The sequence below is a fragment of the Brevundimonas sp. GW456-12-10-14-LB3 genome, assembly GCF_059424365.1.
Window position 1 is genome coordinate 1 of record NZ_JBWKZJ010000001.1, and the last position, 17817, is coordinate 17817.

Annotated in this window: 22 protein-coding genes and 1 other RNA gene; 15 read left to right on the forward strand and 8 right to left on the reverse strand. The window is 67.0% G+C overall.

Annotated elements, in window-relative coordinates; all coding sequences use genetic code 11:
• The first annotated feature begins 143 nt into the window (after positions 1 to 143).
• From AC07XS_RS00005 to AC07XS_RS00020, 4 genes are read left to right on the forward strand one after another with little or no spacing between them, the layout of a single operon-like run.
• The gene (locus tag AC07XS_RS00005; RefSeq protein ID WP_182713048.1) at positions 144 to 995 is read left to right on the forward strand and encodes a thymidylate synthase; all 852 of its coding nucleotides are present in this window, start codon (positions 144 to 146) and stop codon (positions 993 to 995) included.
• Positions 995 to 1294, forward strand: a complete 300-nt coding sequence (locus AC07XS_RS00010) for a nucleoside triphosphate pyrophosphohydrolase family protein (protein ID WP_182713049.1) — start codon at positions 995 to 997, stop codon at positions 1292 to 1294. Before AC07XS_RS00005 ends, AC07XS_RS00010 begins: the two co-directional genes overlap by 1 nt.
• Positions 1291 to 1821, forward strand: coding sequence for a dihydrofolate reductase (locus AC07XS_RS00015; RefSeq protein ID WP_182713050.1), 531 nt, complete (start codon positions 1291 to 1293; stop codon positions 1819 to 1821). The genes AC07XS_RS00010 and AC07XS_RS00015 overlap by 4 nt, the downstream gene beginning before the upstream one ends.
• Positions 1822 to 1830: 9 nt before the next feature.
• Positions 1831 to 2151: a YbjQ family protein gene (locus tag AC07XS_RS00020; protein ID WP_054765867.1), complete on the forward strand. Its 321-nt coding sequence runs from the start codon at positions 1831 to 1833 to the stop codon at positions 2149 to 2151.
• Positions 2152 to 2185: 34 nt separating this feature from the next.
• On the opposite strand, the gene AC07XS_RS00025 is transcribed toward AC07XS_RS00020, so the two are convergent.
• Both AC07XS_RS00025 and AC07XS_RS00030 read right to left on the reverse strand, forming a co-directional pair.
• Entirely contained in the window at positions 2186 to 3283 is a 1098-nt protein-coding gene (locus AC07XS_RS00025; RefSeq protein ID WP_182713051.1) for an NADH:flavin oxidoreductase, read from the reverse strand.
• A 75-nt stretch (positions 3284 to 3358) separates the two neighbouring features.
• A complete protein-coding gene (locus AC07XS_RS00030; protein WP_152950329.1) occupies positions 3359 to 4432 on the reverse strand; it encodes an Mrp/NBP35 family ATP-binding protein in 1074 nt (357 codons plus the stop codon).
• Between the two features lie 74 nt (positions 4433 to 4506).
• Between AC07XS_RS00030 and miaA the strand changes: the two genes are divergently transcribed.
• From miaA to AC07XS_RS00050, 4 genes are all read left to right on the forward strand, one after another.
• The gene (gene miaA, locus AC07XS_RS00035; RefSeq protein ID WP_321207893.1) at positions 4507 to 5388 is read left to right on the forward strand and encodes a tRNA (adenosine(37)-N6)-dimethylallyltransferase MiaA; all 882 of its coding nucleotides are present in this window, start codon (positions 4507 to 4509) and stop codon (positions 5386 to 5388) included.
• A gap of 16 nt (positions 5389 to 5404) precedes the next feature.
• Positions 5405 to 5772: a transfer-messenger RNA gene (gene ssrA, locus AC07XS_RS00040) on the forward strand.
• A gap of 90 nt (positions 5773 to 5862) precedes the next feature.
• Positions 5863 to 6333 (forward strand): SspB family protein, encoded by a 471-nt coding sequence (locus AC07XS_RS00045; protein ID WP_182713053.1) that lies wholly within the window; start codon positions 5863 to 5865, stop codon positions 6331 to 6333.
• Positions 6334 to 6396: 63 nt separating this feature from the next.
• Positions 6397 to 7161: a C13 family peptidase gene (locus tag AC07XS_RS00050; RefSeq protein ID WP_182713054.1), complete on the forward strand. Its 765-nt coding sequence runs from the start codon at positions 6397 to 6399 to the stop codon at positions 7159 to 7161.
• On the opposite strand, the gene AC07XS_RS00055 is transcribed toward AC07XS_RS00050, so the two are convergent.
• The gene (locus AC07XS_RS00055) at positions 7130 to 7486 is read right to left on the reverse strand and encodes a RusA family crossover junction endodeoxyribonuclease (protein WP_182713055.1); all 357 of its coding nucleotides are present in this window, start codon (positions 7484 to 7486) and stop codon (positions 7130 to 7132) included. The genes AC07XS_RS00050 and AC07XS_RS00055 overlap by 32 nt on opposite strands.
• Positions 7483 to 8100 (reverse strand): peptidylprolyl isomerase, encoded by a 618-nt coding sequence (locus AC07XS_RS00060; RefSeq protein ID WP_182713056.1) that lies wholly within the window; start codon positions 8098 to 8100, stop codon positions 7483 to 7485. Before AC07XS_RS00060 ends, AC07XS_RS00055 begins: the two co-directional genes overlap by 4 nt.
• An 81-nt stretch (positions 8101 to 8181) precedes the next feature.
• On the opposite strand from AC07XS_RS00060, the gene fumC reads away from it, so the two are divergent.
• Entirely contained in the window at positions 8182 to 9573 is a 1392-nt protein-coding gene (fumC, locus tag AC07XS_RS00065) for a class II fumarate hydratase (RefSeq protein WP_182713057.1), read from the forward strand.
• Positions 9574 to 9649: 76 nt separating this feature from the next.
• Complete coding sequence (locus tag AC07XS_RS00070) at positions 9650 to 10729, forward strand: alpha/beta hydrolase (protein ID WP_152950334.1); 1080 nt, start codon at positions 9650 to 9652, stop codon at positions 10727 to 10729.
• A 2-nt stretch (positions 10730 to 10731) separates the two neighbouring features.
• Here AC07XS_RS00070 and AC07XS_RS00075 read toward each other — a convergent pair whose 3' ends face one another.
• A complete protein-coding gene (locus tag AC07XS_RS00075) occupies positions 10732 to 11118 on the reverse strand; it encodes a YccF domain-containing protein (RefSeq protein WP_182713058.1) in 387 nt (128 codons plus the stop codon).
• Between the two features lie 89 nt (positions 11119 to 11207).
• On the reverse strand, positions 11208 to 11447 hold the full coding sequence (locus AC07XS_RS00080) for a DUF2171 domain-containing protein (protein WP_054765876.1): 240 nt from the start codon (positions 11445 to 11447) through the stop codon (positions 11208 to 11210).
• 144 nt (positions 11448 to 11591) lie between these two features.
• Here AC07XS_RS00080 and AC07XS_RS00085 point away from each other — a divergent pair, with 144 nt between their 5' ends.
• Both AC07XS_RS00085 and AC07XS_RS00090 read left to right on the forward strand, forming a co-directional pair.
• Positions 11592 to 12827, forward strand: coding sequence for a patatin-like phospholipase family protein (locus AC07XS_RS00085; protein WP_182713059.1), 1236 nt, complete (start codon positions 11592 to 11594; stop codon positions 12825 to 12827).
• A 2-nt stretch (positions 12828 to 12829) separates the two neighbouring features.
• The gene (locus tag AC07XS_RS00090) at positions 12830 to 13018 is read left to right on the forward strand and encodes a DUF4169 family protein (RefSeq protein ID WP_182713060.1); all 189 of its coding nucleotides are present in this window, start codon (positions 12830 to 12832) and stop codon (positions 13016 to 13018) included.
• A 3-nt stretch (positions 13019 to 13021) separates the two neighbouring features.
• Here AC07XS_RS00090 and AC07XS_RS00095 read toward each other — a convergent pair whose 3' ends face one another.
• The gene (locus tag AC07XS_RS00095; RefSeq protein WP_182713061.1) at positions 13022 to 13915 is read right to left on the reverse strand and encodes an EamA family transporter; all 894 of its coding nucleotides are present in this window, start codon (positions 13913 to 13915) and stop codon (positions 13022 to 13024) included.
• Positions 13916 to 14066: 151 nt separating this feature from the next.
• Here AC07XS_RS00095 and AC07XS_RS00100 point away from each other — a divergent pair, with 151 nt between their 5' ends.
• Both AC07XS_RS00100 and AC07XS_RS00105 read left to right on the forward strand, forming a co-directional pair.
• The gene (locus AC07XS_RS00100; protein WP_182713062.1) at positions 14067 to 14291 is read left to right on the forward strand and encodes a ribbon-helix-helix domain-containing protein; all 225 of its coding nucleotides are present in this window, start codon (positions 14067 to 14069) and stop codon (positions 14289 to 14291) included.
• 28 nt (positions 14292 to 14319) lie between these two features.
• Complete coding sequence (locus AC07XS_RS00105; protein ID WP_054765881.1) at positions 14320 to 15039, forward strand: SIMPL domain-containing protein; 720 nt, start codon at positions 14320 to 14322, stop codon at positions 15037 to 15039.
• Here the strand turns inward: AC07XS_RS00105 and AC07XS_RS00110 are convergent.
• Positions 15020 to 15247, reverse strand: coding sequence for a hypothetical protein (locus AC07XS_RS00110; protein WP_152950337.1), 228 nt, complete (start codon positions 15245 to 15247; stop codon positions 15020 to 15022). The two genes, AC07XS_RS00105 and AC07XS_RS00110, sit on opposite strands and share 20 nt — an antisense overlap.
• Positions 15248 to 15393: 146 nt before the next feature.
• Here AC07XS_RS00110 and AC07XS_RS00115 point away from each other — a divergent pair, with 146 nt between their 5' ends.
• Positions 15394 to 17751 carry a UvrD-helicase domain-containing protein gene (locus tag AC07XS_RS00115; RefSeq protein ID WP_182713063.1) on the forward strand — a complete coding sequence of 786 codons (2358 nt, stop codon included), beginning with the start codon at positions 15394 to 15396 and terminating at the stop codon, positions 17749 to 17751.
• Positions 17752 to 17817: the final 66 nt, after the last annotated feature.

Sequence of the window (17817 nt, forward strand, 5' to 3'; positions counted from 1 at the left end):
CCCCCCCCCCCCCCCCCCCCCCCCCCCCCCCCCCCCCCCCCCCCCCCCCCCCCCCCCCCCCCCCCCCCCCCCCCGGGCCGTTTTCTGTGGACGTCGGTTCGGAACCGCGTGGCGAATCACCCGGACTGGGGCAAGTTGGCGGCATGAACGCTCAGGTCGCCTCTTCAGAACTTCAGGGCCGGACGGCGCCCGCCGACCATCCGGAGCGGCAGTATCTGGACCTGCTGCGCGACATACTGGACAAGGGCGTCCGCCGCGACGACCGCACCGGCACCGGCACCCTGGGCGTCTTCGGCCGCCAGATGCGGTTCGACCTGTCCAAGGGCTTCCCCGTCCTGACCACCAAGAAGCTGCACCTGCGGTCGATCATCGTCGAACTGCTGTGGTTCCTGCGCGGCGACACCAACATCGCCTATCTTAAGGAGAACGGCGTCCGCATCTGGGACGAATGGGCCGACGCCGAGGGCGAACTGGGTCCGGTCTACGGCAAGCAGTGGCGGTCCTGGACGGCGCCGGACGGCCGCGTCATCGACCAGATCGAAAAACTGGTCCATGGCCTGAAGACCAATCCCCACAGCCGCCGCCATATCGTCACGGCCTGGAACCCGGCGGACGTCGACGACATGGCCCTGCCGCCCTGCCACTGCCTGTTCCAGTTCTTCGTGGCGGATGGGAAACTGAGCTGCCAGCTATATCAGCGCAGCGCCGACGTCTTCCTGGGCGTGCCCTTCAACATCGCCTCCTACGCCCTGCTGACGATGATGCTGGCCCAGGTGGTCGGGCTGGAGCCGGGCGAGTTCGTCCACACCTTCGGCGACGCCCACCTGTATCTGAACCATTTGGACCAGGCCGAGCTCCAGCTCATGCGCGAACCCCTGCCCCTGCCGGTGATGAAGATCGCGCCGAAGGACGATCTGTTCGCCTTCGAACTGTCGGACTTCATGCTTGAGGGCTATGAAGCCTGGCCGCACATAAAGGCCGAAGTGGCCGTCTGATGAATTTCAAGAGTCTGCAGGCCGACGTCCTGCGCATCTCCGACCTCTACGCCGCCAATCACGGCATTGATCGCGACCGGGACTGGGCCTTGCTGAAGCTCCAGGAAGAGCTGGGAGAGCTGACGGCTGAACATCTGCGGCTGTCCGGTAGGGCGCGCGGCGCGGGCGACGCCGACGCCCTGGGCGACGAGGCGGCCGATGTTCTGGGCATGCTGTTGATCTATTGCGCGGGCGCCGGGATCGACCTTGAAACCGCGATGCGACGCAAATGGCTGAAGTGGCTGGAGCCTGCGGCATGACCGGGCCCGCTCGGATCGCCCTGGTCGTGGCCCGCGGCCGGAACGGCGTCATCGGCCGGGACGGCGACCTGCCCTGGCGGCTGCGTTCGGACCTGCAGAGATTCAAGGCGATCACTATCGGAAAGCCCTGCCTGATGGGGCGCAAAACCTGGGAGAGCCTGCCGCTGAAGCCCCTGCCCGGCCGGCTGAACCTGGTCCTGACCAAGGACGAGTCCTACGACGCCGACGGCATGGCCAAGGGCGCCGTGGTCTGCTCCAATCTGGACGAAGCGATCGAGATCGCGCGCGAGACCGCCGAGGAGGACGTCGTGGACGAAATCTGCATCATCGGCGGCACGGCCCTGTTCGCCGCCGCCCTGCCCCGCGCCCGCCGCCTCTATATCACCGAGGTCGACGCGGCCCCCGAGGGAGATGCGGTCTTTCCGTCGTTCGACGAAACAGCCTGGGTTGAAGTATCTTCCGAAACCCATGCGGCGGGCGAGAAGGACGACCACGCCTTCACCTTCCGCGTTTTGGATCGTCGTTAGGAGCCCCTCATGTACGTCGCCACCACCAATGACCTGCCCGGTTTTCGCGTCACCCGCCACATCGGCCTGGTGCGCGGCGTTACGGTGCGATCCCGCAACGCCATTTCCGACGCCATCGGCGGCGTCCAGTCCATGCTGGGCGGCCGGGTCGGCGCCTATGTGAAACTGGCCGAGGCGGGGCGTCAGGAAGCCTATGACGAACTGGTCAAACACGCCCAGGCCCACGGCGCCAACGCCATTCTGGCCGTCCGCTATGACGCCACCGAGATCATGCCGGGCGTGACCGAGGTGCTGTGCTACGGCACAGCCGTGATCGTCGAGCCGGCCTGACCTCTCGGAAGGCCGGCCGGCCCGACGCCTCGGGTCAGGACAGAGTCATCAGGTCCGAGCGCTCGAAATTGCGCAGTTCCTCGGTGCGCCCGTCCCGAATCTTCTCCACCCAGTGCGGATCGGCCAGCAGCGCGCGGCCGACCGCCACCAGATCGAACTCCTCCTTCTCCAGCCGGCGCGTCAGGCCGTCCAGCGAGGCGGGCTTGGAGCCTTCGCCCCCGAAGGCCGCGATGAATTCGCCGTCCAGCCCGACCGAGCCGACGGTGATGGTCGGCTTGCCCATCAGCTTCTTCGTCCAGCCGGCGAAGTTCAGATCCGACCCCTCGAACTCCGGCTCCCAGAATCGGCGCTGCGAGCAGTGGAAGACGTCGACCCCGGCGTCCGACAAGGGCGTCAGCCATTCCACGATCTGGTCCGGCGTCTCGGCGATCCGGGCGGCGAAGTCCTGCTGCTTCCATTGCGACAGGCGCAGAATGACGGGGATGTCGTCGCCGACGCCCTCGCGCACCGCCTTGACCACCTCGGCGCCGAAGCGCGCCCGCTCGGAGATGCTCGGCCCGCCCCAGCGGTCCTCGCGCACATTGACCGCGCCCCAGAAGAACTGGTCGATCAGATAGCCGTGGGCGCCGTGAATCTCGACGGCGTCAAAGCCCAGCTCCCGCGCCGCGCGCGCAGAGCGACCGAAGGCCGCGATAGTGTCGGCGACGTCCTCTTCGGTCATCGGCTCATACTTGGCCTTGCCCGGCGAAGTCAGGCCTGACGGACTGTCCACCTTGCCCAGGGGCGTCCAATCAGCGCCCTGGCCCCGCGCCGATCCCACGTGCCATATCTGCGGCGCGATCAGGCCTCCGGCGGCGTGGACCTCGTCCACCACCGTCTTCCAGTGCGGCAGGGCCTCGCCGTGGAAAACGGGCACATTGACGTCATTGCGCGCAGCGGGCCGTTCCACCACCGTGCCCTCGGTCACGATCAGCCCCACCCCGCCCTCGGCGCGGCGGCGGTAATAGCCGGCCACATCGGACGTCGGGATGCCGTTCGGGGAAAAGGACCGCGTCATCGGCGCCATGACGATGCGGTTGGGCAGGGTCAGCCCCTTGATCGTAAAGGGGCGAAACAGGGCATCGACGCTCATCGGATCTCCTCGCAAAATGGCAAGGGTGAAGGTGGCGAATAGAGTTGCGTTTGAAAACCCCACGCCCTGAAGTTTCTACAGTCCCAAAGAAGCCGCCACCTGCTCGGCGATCACAGCGAACCGCATCGCGATCGCGCCTTTGGGATCCGACGCAACCACAGGCCTCCCCGCATCTCCGCCCTCTCGCAGAGCGGCCTCCAGCGGCAGATCGCCCAGGAAGGGAACAGACAGGCGCTCCGCCTCGGTCTTGGCGCCGCCCTGTCCGAAGACGGCGCCGCTCATGTTTTCAATCAGGCCCAGGGTCGGCACATTCACCTTCTGGAACAGGGTGTGCGCCCGCCGGGCGTCGGCCAGAGCCACCTCCTGCGGCGTGGAGACGATGACGGCGCCGTCCAGCGGGGTCCTCTGGATCAAGGTCAGTTGCACGTCGCCTGTGCCGGGCGGCAGATCGACCACCAACACGTCCAGCGGCGCTTCGGCCGCGCCCCATCGGGTCTGGGTCAGCATCTGGGTGATGGCCTGGGACGCCATCGGCCCGCGCCAGATCATGGCGTCGTCCATCTTGGTCAGCAGGCCCACGGACATCGCTTTCAGTCCATGCGCCTGGTGCGGCACGATAGCCCCGTCCTCATAGGCGGGCTGGCCGCTGATCCCCAGCATGGTGGGCAGCGAGGGACCATAGACGTCGGCGTCCAGAATCCCGACAGACAGCCCCCGTGCAGCCAGGGCCGCGGCCAGATTGACGGCCACGGTCGACTTGCCCACCCCGCCCTTGCCGCTGGCGACGGCCAGGACGCGCCGGACATGGGCCGGGCGGTCCGTGGGGACCGGCGCCTTGGGACGTCCCTGATCCACGGCGGCTTTCGAAAGGCCGGCGGTGCGCGCGGGCTTGCCGAGCCCAGGCTTGGCCTCCGCCGTCAGGATCACCGAGACCCGGCTCATGCCGGGGATGGCCTTCAGCGCCGCCTCGGCCGCGTCCCTGACGGGGGCGTAGGTCGCGACCAGACTACGGTCCACCTCCAGGGCGAAGCCCGCCCGGTCCTCGGCGACGACCAGCCCCTGAACCAGACCCGAAGCATGGAGGCCCTGGCCCGAAACCGGGTCCGTGACGGCGTCGAGCGCGGCGATGACGGCGGAACGTTCGACCAAGACGGTCTCCACAAGACTTGCAGGCGATAAGGGGCGCGTTCTATCGCCCCTGGATGCCGCCCGCGAGCCTCGATTTGTCCAAGCCGCCGTTAGTCACCCTGATCGCCGGCCCCACCGCCTCGGGAAAATCCGCCCTGGCGTTGAAGATGGCGCGCGAAACCGGGGCGGTCATCATCAATGCGGACAGTCAGCAACTCTACGCCGACCTTCGTATCCTGACCGCCCGCCCCTCGCCGGAGGACGAAGCCCAGGCCGAACATCGGCTTTACGGCGTCGCCGACGCCGCGGAGGCCTGGTCCGTGGGAAAATGGAGTCGCGCCGCCCTGGCCATACTGGCCGAACTCCGGGCGGAGAATCGGCCCGCCATCCTCGTCGGCGGCACCGGCCTGTACTTCACGGCCCTGACCCGGGGCCTGGCGGACATTCCGCCGGTTGCGAGCGCTGTCCGCGACCAGGTCGAGGCGGACTTCTTGGTGCAAGGAGAGGCTCTGTTTCGCACCCGTCTGGCGGAAATCGACCCGGCCGCCGCCCAGGCCATTGAGGCCGGGGATCGACAACGGCTCGTGCGGGCGATGAGCGTCCACGCCGCGACCGGCCGGCCGTTGAGGGCCTGGAGGGCTGAAACCCGCCCGCTTCTGGAGCCGGGCTCCTGGACCGGGCTGGTGATCGAACCGGATCGGAAAGTCCTATACGCCGACTGCGACCGAAGGGCGGATCTGATGGTCGAAAATGGCGCGCTAGATGAGGTTCGTCGCCTCGTCGCGCGCGACCTGTCCCCCGCCCTGCCCGCCATGAAGGCGGTCGGCGTGCGGGAGTTGGCCGCCTATGTCTCCGGCGCACTCGACCGTGAGGCGGCCGTCGCCGCCTTGAAACAGGCCACGCGAAACTACGCCAAACGCCAGCTCACCTGGTTCAGAAACCAGTGCCGCGACTGGAGCCGCATTCCCCGCCCCTGATCCCCTTGGCCGAACTGGACTTGGAAACCCGCCGGGCCACGCCTATATTGCCCTCGTCCGGCTTCGGCCGGACTATGGCGATAAAGGCGCCTGTAATAAGCGGACCGGACCCGGGTGCGATTCCCGGCGGCTCCACCATTCACTTCCCCGCGTTATCGGCGGAGGCGTCATGGGGCCGACTAGCATCGACGGACGTGTAAAGAGGATTGCTTTCGCTCGTCCTGGCCCACCGTATCGGGCCATTTTCTAACTGCGAACGATAACTTCGCTGGAGAAGTCGCTCTCGCCGCGTAATGCGGTTCGGGTGATTTCGAACCTTAAGTCCTAGGGGTTCAGATCCCTGGGCGGGGCCTGTCGGGAGCCTGGCAACAGAATCCCGGCGCTTATCCCGAACATCCGACGTCTTTACCCTATTCGCACCTTTCGCGCGCGCGCCGCCGCCGCTATCAGTCACGCTGAATTTGCGAGGTGACGATGACCGATCAGACCCCTCCGGTCGACGAGATGCAGTACGAGCGGCTGGCGCACGAGGCTTTGCGCGGCGTGATCCGGTCTGCACTCGATCATGTGGCCGCCGAAGGTCTGCCCGGCGCGCATCACTTCTACATCACCTTCAAGACCCGGGCCGCCGGCGTCAGCATTCCGGCGGACATGCTGACCAAATATCCCGATGAAATGACGGTGGTGTTGCAACACCAGTACGAGGATCTTCAGGTCGAGGCCGACCGCTTTTCCGTGAAGCTCCGCTTCGGCGGCGTGCCTCGCACCCTCGCCATGCCCTATACGGCGGTGACCCGCTTCTACGATCCCAGCGTCCAGTTCCTGCTGCAGTTCGAAGAACCCGAGATCGTCGAGAATGTGGAAGACGCCACGCCGCCGGAAGATCCGGCGCCGACGTCCGACGGTCCGAAGGTCGTTTCCCTGGACCAGTTCCGCAAGAAGTAGACTCTTCCCTGATCCAGTCCGGACGCTAAGCTCTCGTTTCAAAGGTCTGGACGGGGGCACGCGATGTTTCGGTGGACGACGGCGACGGTCGTAATGTTCGGCCTTGTCGTCCTGGGCTGTTCGGCCCAGGCGCAGAACCGGTTTGATGGCTGGGCTTCCGCCGTCATCGCTGCAGATTGGCGTGACAGTGACGGCCGTCCCATCGCCGCCTTCGACAACGCCCAGCGCGACCTGTCCAAAGCCTTCCAACAGGCCGGCTTCGATCCGGCAACCATGGTCAGCGTGAGCCTGCGTCCGGACGTCGCCGCGCCGGTGGAGGCCCAGGACAGCCTGCGTCGGTTTGCCGAGGCGGCTGAACGGGCGACGCGCGGCTGCCTCTTCTACGTCACCTCCCACGGCTCTCCCGAAGGCCTGGTCTTCGGACCGGAGGCGACGCTGGCGCCAGAGGATCTGATTCCTGTCTTGCGCCAAACCTGCGGCGATCGTCCGACGGTCGTGGTTCTGTCCGCCTGTTTCTCGGGCGTTTTCGTCGACGGCCTGAAGGGACCGAACCGCATGGTCATGACCGCCGCCCGGCGCGATCGCTCCTCATTCGGCTGCGCCGCCGACGCCCTGTATCCCTATTTTGATGAATGCGTGCTGAACGGGCTGAAAACCGCGCCGGATTTCATCGCCCTGTCCCGCGCCGCCACGTCCTGCGTCGCCGCGCGCGAACAGGCGGAGGGGCTCTCTCCGGCCTCAGAGCCTCAAACGGCGATCGGCGCGAACATGCAACTGCTTTTGCCGACGCTGCGGTTCAGGCCCTACGAGGATAGGATCGGATCGTAATCCGCTCGCGCTCGCCTTCCCGCCGCTCCACGAGAAGACGGGCCACCTGGCTGTCGTCGTGGAACAGATAGCCCTTGATCGAGTCGAGCAGGGCCTTGGCCAGGTTGTCGAGGTCCATCCACGGCGGGTCCCCGACATGTTCCATGCGGATCTCGACGACGTGATCGCCCCAGGACGGTCTCGACGCCCACTCCTTGCGCATGAATTCATAGACCAGCGGCTTGTAGTATTTGGCTTGGGTGGTCAGGCCGTCGATGACGATCTCGACCGCCTCGCCGTCCTCACGGGCCCGCACCTTGCCGGTTCCGATCCAGCCGACGGTCATCGGGTGCAGACGGACGGCGCAGCGTCCAGCAAACGGGCGGAACGGATGACGACCGGCGGCGTCAGCTGCTCTTGCGCATTCGCGGGCATCCTCTGAATGCGGCGCGCCACATCCAATCCCTCGACCACCCGGCCGAAGGCGGCGAATCCCTGGCCGTCCGGATTGCGGGCGCCGCCGAAATCCAGACTGGGCGTGTCCTGGGTTACAATGAAGAAGCTGGACGTCGCGCTGTCGGGACCGTCACGCGCCATGGACACGGTCCCCGCGCGATGACGCAGTCCTGTGTCCCGAGTCCGCTCCAGCGGAATGGGAGGCCGGGCGTCGTCGTCGCTGCCCCGCGGCGTCGCCGCCTGGATGACGTCGATCGGGTTCGGGTTGGACGTGTTGGTCTCACGCACCACGGTGCGGAAGAAGGACCCGTTGTCATAGTCGCCGAAGACGACGTAGCTGATGAAGTTGCAGGTGCTGATCGGCGCCGCTTCGGCGTCAAGGGCCAGAACGATTCGCCCGGCCGTCGTGTCCAGGGCGACGCGCGGTCGAGGCTGTTCAGCGGGAAGTCCGGCGCATCCCGCCAGCATCAGCAGAGTCGCCGCTAGAATATGCTTTGGTCCCATGGCCGCCTCGCCTTGCCCTGCTCTTCTCTCGTGCTACACCGCCGCGCATACAATCGCCACGCCTGAGAGCCTTGTCCGCGCATGAGCAACGTCCGCATCGAAACCGACACCTTCGGCCCCATCGAGGTCGCCGCCGATCGCTACTGGGGGGCCCAGGCGCAACGGTCGCTGGGCAATTTCAAGATCGGCTGGGAGAAGCAGCCCCTGCCGGTCGTGCGGGCCCTGGGCATCGTCAAGCGCGCCGCCGCCGAGACCAACCGCGACCTGGGCAAGCTCGACCCCGCCCTGGCCGACGCCATCATCCAGGCCGCCAATGAGGTCATCGAGGGCAAGCTGAACGACCACTTCCCCCTGGTCGTCTGGCAGACGGGTTCGGGCACCCAGTCGAACATGAACGCCAATGAGGTGATCTCGAACCGCGCCATCGAAATCCTGGGCGGCGAGATGGGCTCCAAGAAGCCGGTCCACCCCAACGACCACGTCAATATGAGCCAGTCGTCGAACGACACCTATCCGACGGCCATGCATGTGGCCTGCGCCGAACAGGTGGTCAGCGATCTGCTCCCGGCGCTGAAGCATCTGCACGCCGCCCTGGACGCCAAGGCCAAGGCCTGGGCCCACATCATCAAGATCGGCCGCACCCACACCCAGGACGCCACCCCCCTGACCCTGGGCCAGGAGTTCGGCGGATACGCCCAGCAGGTCGCCAACGGCATCGAGCGGATCGAACAGACCCTGCCCAAGCTGATGGAGCTGGCCCAGGGCGGCACCGCCGTGGGCACCGGCCTGAACGCCCCCGTCGGTTTCGCCGAGAAGGTCGCCGCCCAGATCGCCCAGATCACCGGCCTGCCCTTCACCACCGCCCCGAACAAGTTCGAGGCCCTGGCCGCCCACGACGCCATGGTCTTCAGCCACGGCGCGATCAACACGGTCGCCGCCTCGCTGTTCAAGATCGCCAACGACATCCGCTTCCTCGGCTCCGGCCCCCGCTCGGGCCTGGGCGAACTGGCCCTGCCGGAGAACGAGCCGGGCTCGTCGATCATGCCCGGCAAGGTCAATCCGACCCAGTGCGAAGCCCTGACCCAGGTCTGCGTCCAGGTGTTCGGCAACAACGCCGCCCTGACCTTCGCCGGCTCGCAAGGCCATTTCGAGCTGAACGTCTACAACCCGGTCATGGCCTACAACTTCCTGCAGTCGGTCCGCCTGCTGGCCGATGCGGCGATCAGCTTCACCGACAACTGCGTCGTCGGCATCGAGGCTCGCGAGGACAACATCACCCGCGGCCTGAACAACTCGCTGATGCTGGTCACGGCCCTGAACGGCAAGCTGGGCTATGACCTCTGCGCCAAGATCGCCAAGACCGCGCACAAGAACGGCACCACCCTGCGCGAGGAGGCCGTGGGCGGCGGCTATCTGACCGACGCCGAGTTCGACGAGGCGGTGCGACCTGAAAAGATGATCTCGCCCGGCTGACGTCCGGCTGTTAAACTTGCAACCAAGGCGCGGCCCGAGGGATCAGCCCTCGGGCCGTCGTCATTTGGAGGCGGCGATGACCGAGGTCCGGGTATTCTTCACCACCAACCGCAACTATCAGCCCGCCAACAAGCGACAGGTTTTCGGCCGTACCTTCAATCCCGACGGCGTCGCCGCCCTGCGGTTCGGCTATGCCGATTTCAAGTCCGATCCCCAACGACCGGTCCTGCAGGACCTGCACGTCTATCCCGATGTCCTGAACCAGACCGACGTGATCAAAACAGGCGGCGGCATGTTGATGGAGGATCTGCGCGCCTCCATGGCCCAAGGCAGGAAGTGCGACACCCTGGTCTTCATCCACGGCTTCAACGTCAGTTTCACCGGCGCCCTGCAGAGCGCGGCCCTGCTGGCTCAGGGACTGAACATCGGCGGGCATCCGCTGAATGTCGTCGTCTTCAGCTGGCCTTCGGATGGGTCGGCCGTGCCCTGGATGTCCTACTACAGCGACCGGGAGGATGCGCGGGCGTCAGGGCCGTCGGTCGCGCGGGCGTTCCTGAAGTTCAGGGACTTCGTCCTGGCGCTGAACGAAGCCGACTACTGTCAGCGGCGCGTGCATCTGCTGACCCACAGCATGGGCGCCTATGTGCTGCGCCAGGCTTTGCAGGCCCTGATCGCCAAAGATCGGGATGGACTGACCCGTCTGTTCGACCAGATCCTTCTGGCCGCCCCGGACGAGGACGACGACGCCTTCGAGCACGACACGAAGCTTCGGCTGCTGCCCCGCATCGGGCGACAGGTGACCGTCTATCATAATCCCAACGACAAGGGCCTGACCGTCTCGGACAAGACCAAGGCCAATCCGGACCGCCTCGGCTCCGACGGCCCTCGCCTGGTGGATCTGATCCCCAAGAAGGTCGCCCTGGTCGATTGCCGCGTGGTCGCGGGATCGGCCGATCCCTTCATCGAGCACAGCTATTATGTGCGGAGCCAGGCGATGAACGACGACATCTCGGCGGTGCTGGCGGACACACCCCTGGACGACATCCCCAACCGGATCTTTGTCGAACGCCAGCGGTCCTGGCGGATCGTCGCGGAGACCGGCGTCAAGCCGGCCCGACCGCCCGAACCGACTCGCCCCGACGCACCACCCACATAAACCTAAGGCTTGTCGCGGATCGTTCGTCCCACCGGAGCCAGCGCCAGCTTGGCCAGTTCCAGATCCTTCAGGGCGAAGGGACTGCCGATGATCGACACGAACTCGGCCACCGCAATAACCAGGTGCGACAGGGCGATGTACCAGCCCGCCACGACGAACCAGACGATGTTCAGCACCAGACCCAGACAGCCCGCCACCGGATGGGCGTCCTGCCAGACGATCTCGCGTCCGAAGGGCCAGAAGGAATAGCTGGCGATCCGCCAGGCGGCGAAGGTCCAGGGCAGGCCCACCACGGTCAGGGCCAGGATCGCGCCGCCCAGCAGCCACAGCAGGCCCGACAGCCAACCGCCGAAGACCAACCACAGGATATTCAGGATCAGACGGATCATCGCACCTCTCCGAGAACAATGTCCTCCAGATAGAACGAAGGCCCCGCCGGCGACAGCAGGGCCTTCATTAATTCACCGAAACCCGACCGCTAGTGCGGCTTCTCGGACCAGCGCGCCTTGGCCTCGTCCTGTGTCAGGTTCAGATGGACATGCTTGTCATCCACCCGTTCCACCCAGCTGACCGGGATAAGGTGATGTTTGAAGCCGCCGGCGAGGTCCAGCTTGGCCAGTTCGATCTGGTCTCCCAGCACATGATCCACGCGCCCGACGTGGCCGCCGTCCGATCCCACGACTTCGAGATGTTCTTTGATGAGCGAGGCGTCGACCATGAGGGTTCTCCGGGTTTGAAGATTGGTCCCATGAAACGGATGCGCCACGAGCGGGTTTCAAACCGCATAGCTTACTGCTGTATAAGGAACCTGGGACGGGCCCGAGCTCGGCCGCCGGCTCCTTCACGGATCGTCGAGGTACATATGAAACGCGCCTGTTCGACCCTGCTGGCGATGATGATGGCCTGGTCCGTCGCCGCCTGCGGCACCCTGCAGCGGCCGGAAGGCCCGCTGCGCCTGGCCGATGGCGCCCTGATCCCGGCTCAGGATCCGCGCATCCGCACGAACGACGCCGCGCGCCTCGAGGCCTTCACCGAAGAAGTGGGCCAGCGCCTGGCTCAGAAACATGATCTGTCGATCCTGGCCCTGTCCGGCGGCGGGGCCAACGGCGCCTATGGCGCAGGCGTGCTGGTCGGCTGGACCGAGCGGGGCGACCGGCCGGTCTTCGACATCGTCACCGGCGTCAGCACCGGCGCCCTGGCCGCCCCCTTCGCTTTCGCCGGCCCAGACTGGGACGCCCAGCTGGGCCACGCCTATACGGACGGCGGGGCCAGCGGCCTGTTGAGCTGGCGCAGCCTGGCCTTCTTCCTCTACCCCAGCCTCTACAGCGCCTCGGCGCTCCGCAATCTCGTCGACGAGAACGTCACCCCCGACCTGCTGGCGGCCATCGCCCGCGAACACGCCAAGGGCCGCCGCCTGCTGGTCGCCACCACCAATCTGGACAACGAGGAGACGGTCATCTGGGACATGGGCCTGCTGGCCAGCCAGAACGACGAGAATTCGCGCGCCCTGTTCAAGGAGGTGCTGGTGGCGTCCGCCAGCATCCCAGGCGTCTTTCCGCCCGTGCTGATCGCCGGCCTCCAGCCGGACCAGACCGTGGTGATGGAAATGCACGCCGACGGCGGGGTCAACACCCCCTTCCTCGCCATCCCGGAGCCCCTGGCCCTGTGGACGCGGCCGCAGGACGAGCCCGGCGGCGGCGCCCTCTATGTCGTGGTCAACGGCCAGGTCGGCCGCAACGAGGGGGTCACGCCCGGTCGGCTGACCGCAATCCTGATGCGCAGCTACGACAGCATGAGCAAGGCTTCGCTGCGCGCGCATCTGGCGACCACCGCCGCCTTCGCCCGGCGCAACGGGATGAGCCTGTCCCTGTCCGCCATTCCCGATAATGTCGAGGCCTCCAGCCTGGAGTTCGACCAGAAGACCATGACGGCCCTGTTCGAACTGGGGCGCCGGCAAGGTCGGTCCGCCGAGGCCTGGACCCGCCTGGATCGGCCGGAACCTTCGCCTGGCTTCCTTCCCGCCAAGGCCCTGCCCGCCGAGGAGGTCCCCGAGCCGCTGAGACCCCACGAGGCCGACAGACCCGAAAAACAGAACTGACCATGGCTGAAATCATCAACCTGAACCGGGCGCGCAAGGCCCGCGCAAAGTCAGAAGACAAGATCCGGGCGGCGGCGAACCGCGTCGTCCACGGACGCTCCAAGGGCGAGAAACAGGCCGCCCGGGCCGAGCAGGAGCGGGCGGACCGTCGCCTGAACGGTCAGAAGCGTGAGACGCCGACGGAAGACTGAGCCTTAAGCCGCCTTGGGCGCCCGGATCAGCAAGACCTGGCCGACCAGCACAAGGGCCAGACCGACCAGCATGGTCACGCCGACCTCCGCCCCCTCGAACAGAACGGACATGAAGACGGCGATCGGCGGGGTCAGGGCCGAGATATAGCTGGCGAGGGCGAACCCCCTCTGTTTGGCCAGGGTGAAGTACAGGCCGAAGGCCATGACTGATCCGAACAAGGACAGGTGCAGCAGGGATAAAACATAGGCGGGTGTCGCCTCGACCCGCCACTCCACTCCAGTTGCAAGCCCGTAAGCGGCCAACATGGCCGTGCCGTAGGCCATGGCCCAGGCTGTGGCGCCCATGACAGGGGCTCCGGCCTGCTGGCCGCGCCAGGCAAACCAGTTGCCCAAGGCGGAGGCGAGCACCGCGACGAGGGCCAGCACGATGCCCAGCCCCGGCGCCGATCCGGCGGAAGCCCCCGTTCCCGCCAGCTGGCCAAACGACAGGACCGCGACACCGCAAATCCCCAGCACCGCCCCCTGCCAGGCGCCGGCGGACGCCTTCTGTCGCTCCACCAGCCGGAACATGACGAGGTTCACGAAGGCCAGGGCCGCAAAAATAACCGCCACCACGGCCGAGGCCACCCGCTCCTCGGCCGCATAGACGAAGCCGTAGCTGACCGCGAAGACGAAGGCCCCCTGTCCCACGGCGGCCAGATGCTGGGCGCGACTCAGCCTGAGCGGCCGCCGCGTCAGGGCGCAGAAGCCGAACAGGACGACAGCCGCCAGACCGAAACGCCAGACGATCGAGACGATCGGATCAACCACGCCCAGCTGCAGGGTGATGGCGAACCAGGTCGTGCCCCAGATGAGGGCGCAGATGAGGATGGCGAGGACGGTGACGGGGCGACTCATGCAAGACTCCGGCTGACGGCGCCGGGATACCATCCCCGCCCTTCCGGCGCCGTTCACGTCTTGCGCCCTTGTGTGACAACAATCTCAGGAGAAAACCCGCCATGTGCAGCACCGGCCGCGCCTCCCCCGGGCGCCCCGAAGGCGTCAGGTGATGAGCGGACTGCAGAAGCGTTCGGTCGTGCTCGCCGGCCACGCCACCTCGGTGGCGCTGGAGCCGGAGTTCTGGGCCGTGCTGGACCGGATCGCGGCCTGCCGCAGCCTCTCGAAGGCGCAACTGCTGGCCGACATCGACGCGGGTCGGGGCCAGCGCCCGCTCGCCTCCGCCTGTCGATTGCTGGCGCTCAGCTGGGTGGCGGAACACGGGGTGGAGATGTAAAATCGGCCGCCGACAAGGAGCCTTCCCTATGGACACCCCGCGCCTGATCCCCGCCGCCGTCTTCGGCGGCCTGGTCGCCCTGGGCCTGATCGGCGCCGGCGCTCTGATCGGCCAGGGCGTGGTCCACGCCCGCGCCGGAGACCGCACCGTGACCGTGCGCGGCCTGTCGGAGCGCGAGGTGAAGGCGGATCTGGCGGTCCTGCCGCTGCGCTTCACCGCCTCGGGCGAGGTTCTGTCCGAAGTCCAGGCCCGGATCGACGGCGACCTGGCCCTGGTGCGGCAGTTCCTGAAGTCGCAGGGCTACCCGGCCGAGGCGGTGGATCTGGGCCGGCTGGAGGTCGCCGACACCCGGTCTCGGGAATACGGGGTCCAGAACGGCGGCCCCCGCTTCATCCTGGCCCAGACCGTCATCGTCCGCACCGGCGACGTCGCCCGCGTCCAGGCCACGACCCGCGCCCTCAACGACCTGGTCCGTCAAGGCGTCGTGCTTCAGGACTTCCAGGGCCCCTCCTACATCTTCACCAAGCTGAACGCCGTCCGGCCCGAGATGATCGCCGAAGGCACGGCCGCGGCGCGCACCGGCGCCGAACAGTTCGCCAAGGACTCGGGCACGCCGCTCGGCCCCATTCGCCAGGCGACCCAGGGCTCCTTCGAAATCCTGCCGCGCGACGGCGCGGGCGGCGACGAATCCGGCTCCATCGACAAGAAGGTCCGGGTCGTGACCACCATCACCTATAGTCTGAAATAGGCCCGTCCGGCGCCTGTACCTCGCCCAGCTGGACGATCTCGGACGCGGGCCGTTCGGTGGGTCGCCGCTCGTCGACCTCCCGCTCACCCGTCGATTCGACCAGGGCGACCCACACGGCGATGACGGCGAACATGCCGACCATGCCGAGGACGAAAGCCCGCCAACCGCCTCCGTCCTGTCCAGGTCTTCGGTCCGATGGTCGGGTCATCCTCTGCGCCTTCCGTTGCATCGTCAGGGGAACAGAGCCTCGGCGGAACCGGTTCCGCAGTTCATTTCCGGACTGGTCCTGACATCGCCGTCTGGTCCCCTTATGTTCCCTTCTTCGATTCTGACCACCCGGACCGCTTGCCGCCTGTGACCGATCTTCCCGCCCCCCGTATTTCAGACCTGGCCCGCGCGCGTGCGCCGCAGGAGGGAGAGGCGCGCGACTATCTGTCCGGACTGAACCCCGAGCAGCGCGAGGCGGTCGAGACGACGGAAGGCCCGGTCCTGGTCCTGGCGGGCGCCGGCACGGGCAAGACGCGGGTGCTGACGACGCGACTGGCCCACATCCTGGCCACCGGCCGCGCCCGCCCGTGGGAGCTTCTGGCCGTCACCTTCACCAACAAGGCCGCGCGCGAAATGCGCGAACGGATCACCCATCTGATCGGCCCCTCCGCCGAAGGCCTGCGCTGGCTGGGCACCTTCCACTCCATCGCCGCCCAGATCCTGCGCCGCCACGCCGAACTGGTCGGGCTCAAGTCGAGCTTCACCATCCTGGACATCGACGACCAGGAGCGGCTGCTGAAACAGCTGCTGGAAGCCGCCAATATCGACACCAAACGCTGGACGCCCAAATCCCTGGCCGGCCTGATCGACCACTGGAAGAACCGCGGCTGGACGCCCGACAAACTGCCGCCCGGCGAAGACTTCGCCAACGGCAAGGGCCAGGGTCTTTACGCCGCCTATCAGGCCCGCCTGCGCACGCTGAACGCCTGCGACTTCGGCGACCTGCTGCTGCACAACATCACCATCCTGTCCAAGCACGCGGACCTGGCCGAGGAATACCGGCGACGCTTCCGATACATTGTGGTGGATGAGTATCAGGACACCAACGTCGCCCAGTATCTGTGGCTGCGGCTGCTGACGGCCTCGACCGGCAATGTCTGCTGCGTCGGCGACGACGACCAGTCGATCTACGGCTGGCGCGGGGCCGAGGTGGACAACATCCTGCGCTTCGAGCGCGACTTCCCCGGCGCCAAGATCGTCAAGCTGGAGCGCAACTATCGCTCGACCAGCCATATCCTGGGCGCCGCCTCGGGCTTGATCGCCGCCAACCGCGACCGGCTGGGCAAGACCCTGTGGACCGAGGACGACAGCGGCGACAAGGTGCGGGTGCGCGGCGTCTGGGACGGCGAGGCCGAAGCCCGGCTGATCGCCGATGAGATCGAGACCGCGCGTCGCCCCCACGCCGGCAAGCCGGGGCTGAAGTACAAGGACATGGCCATACTGGTCCGCGCCTCCTTCCAGATGCGGGCCTTCGAAGAGCGGCTGGTCATGCTGGCCATCCCCTATCAGGTCATCGGCGGCCCCCGATTCTTCGAACGCGCCGAAATCCGCGACGCCCACGCTTATCTGCGGCTGATCCAGTCCGAGGACGACGACCTGGCCTTCGAGCGGATCGTCAATGTGCCCAAGCGCGGCATCGGCGACACCAGCGTACAGAAGATCCTGCAACTGGCCCGCCGGCACGACCTGTCCGCCCTGACGGCCGTGCGCGGCCTGATCAACACCGACGAGCTTCAGGCCCGCACCCGCACCGCCCTGTCCAACTTCGTGCGCGACCTGGACCGCTGGCGCGCCCTGGCCGAGACCACGCCCCACTGGCAGGTGATGGAGACGGTGCTGGAGGAGAGCGGCTACACCGAGATGCAGAAGGCCGACCGCACCAGCGGGCAGACGCGGCTGGAGAACCTGAAGGAGCTGACCCAGTCCATGCAGCAGTTCGAGACGCTGCAAGCCTATCTGGAGCACGTCTCCCTGGTCATGGACCTGGAGCGGGCGACCAGCGACGATCCGAACGGCGACGGGGCGGTCCAGATCATGACCCTGCACGGCGCCAAGGGGCTGGAGTTCCCGCTGGTCTTTCTGCCCGGCTGGGAGGAAGGCGTCTTCCCCAGCCAGCGCAGCATCGACGAAAAGGGCGAGAAGGGCCTGGAGGAGGAACGCCGCCTGGCCTATGTCGGCGTCACCCGCGCCAAACAGGACGCCCGCATCTCCTTCGCCGCCAACCGCCTGGTCTATGGCCGCTGGACCTCGCAACTGCCCAGCCGCTTCGTCGACGAACTGCCCATCGCCCACGTCGATCCCCAATCCGACACCGGCTACTACGGTGCCTCGACCGGCATGAAGGAGGCCAAGAGCCGCTGGGACGACGCGCCCAGCTTCGGCAGCGGCTATTCCTCCCCCGGCTGGAAACGGGCCCAAAGCTTCACCGCCGCACAGACGCCGAACCGCATCCCCGCGCGCAAGGCCGTGATCGAGGGCGACGGCCGCCTGATCGCCACGGCGGACCCGAAGTCCAGCTCAGGATGGGCGCGCGGCCAGCGCGTCTTCCACCAGAAGTTCGGCTACGGCCACGTCCGCGTCATAGAGGGCAACAAGCTGCTGGTCGATTTCGACAAGGCGGGCGAGAAACGGGTGATCGACAGTTTCGTGGAGAAGGCGGACTGAGCGGAGCGACGTCGGCGTGGCGGCGATCATCCGCCTTTGCCGTCGGCCAAGCTTTGGCCTAAGCCA

Coding starts and splice junctions, on each gene's coding strand:
- AC07XS_RS00005 (WP_182713048.1), top strand. CDS start 144: ATGAACGCTCAGGTCGCCTCTTCAGAACTTCAGGGCCGGACGGCGCCC.
- AC07XS_RS00010 (WP_182713049.1), top strand. CDS start 995: ATGAATTTCAAGAGTCTGCAGGCCGACGTCCTGCGCATCTCCGACCTC.
- AC07XS_RS00015 (WP_182713050.1), top strand. CDS start 1,291: ATGACCGGGCCCGCTCGGATCGCCCTGGTCGTGGCCCGCGGCCGGAAC.
- AC07XS_RS00020 (WP_054765867.1), top strand. CDS start 1,831: ATGTACGTCGCCACCACCAATGACCTGCCCGGTTTTCGCGTCACCCGC.
- AC07XS_RS00025 (WP_182713051.1), bottom strand. CDS start 3,283: ATGAGCGTCGATGCCCTGTTTCGCCCCTTTACGATCAAGGGGCTGACC.
- AC07XS_RS00045 (WP_182713053.1), top strand. CDS start 5,863: ATGACCGATCAGACCCCTCCGGTCGACGAGATGCAGTACGAGCGGCTG.
- AC07XS_RS00050 (WP_182713054.1), top strand. CDS start 6,397: ATGTTTCGGTGGACGACGGCGACGGTCGTAATGTTCGGCCTTGTCGTC.
- AC07XS_RS00055 (WP_182713055.1), bottom strand. CDS start 7,486: ATGACCGTCGGCTGGATCGGAACCGGCAAGGTGCGGGCCCGTGAGGAC.
- AC07XS_RS00060 (WP_182713056.1), bottom strand. CDS start 8,100: ATGGGACCAAAGCATATTCTAGCGGCGACTCTGCTGATGCTGGCGGGA.
- fumC (WP_182713057.1), top strand. CDS start 8,182: ATGAGCAACGTCCGCATCGAAACCGACACCTTCGGCCCCATCGAGGTC.
- AC07XS_RS00070 (WP_152950334.1), top strand. CDS start 9,650: ATGACCGAGGTCCGGGTATTCTTCACCACCAACCGCAACTATCAGCCC.
- AC07XS_RS00075 (WP_182713058.1), bottom strand. CDS start 11,118: ATGATCCGTCTGATCCTGAATATCCTGTGGTTGGTCTTCGGCGGTTGG.
- AC07XS_RS00080 (WP_054765876.1), bottom strand. CDS start 11,447: ATGGTCGACGCCTCGCTCATCAAAGAACATCTCGAAGTCGTGGGATCG.
- AC07XS_RS00085 (WP_182713059.1), top strand. CDS start 11,592: ATGAAACGCGCCTGTTCGACCCTGCTGGCGATGATGATGGCCTGGTCC.
- AC07XS_RS00090 (WP_182713060.1), top strand. CDS start 12,830: ATGGCTGAAATCATCAACCTGAACCGGGCGCGCAAGGCCCGCGCAAAG.
- AC07XS_RS00095 (WP_182713061.1), bottom strand. CDS start 13,915: ATGAGTCGCCCCGTCACCGTCCTCGCCATCCTCATCTGCGCCCTCATC.
- AC07XS_RS00100 (WP_182713062.1), top strand. CDS start 14,067: ATGAGCGGACTGCAGAAGCGTTCGGTCGTGCTCGCCGGCCACGCCACC.
- AC07XS_RS00105 (WP_054765881.1), top strand. CDS start 14,320: ATGGACACCCCGCGCCTGATCCCCGCCGCCGTCTTCGGCGGCCTGGTC.
- AC07XS_RS00110 (WP_152950337.1), bottom strand. CDS start 15,247: ATGACCCGACCATCGGACCGAAGACCTGGACAGGACGGAGGCGGTTGG.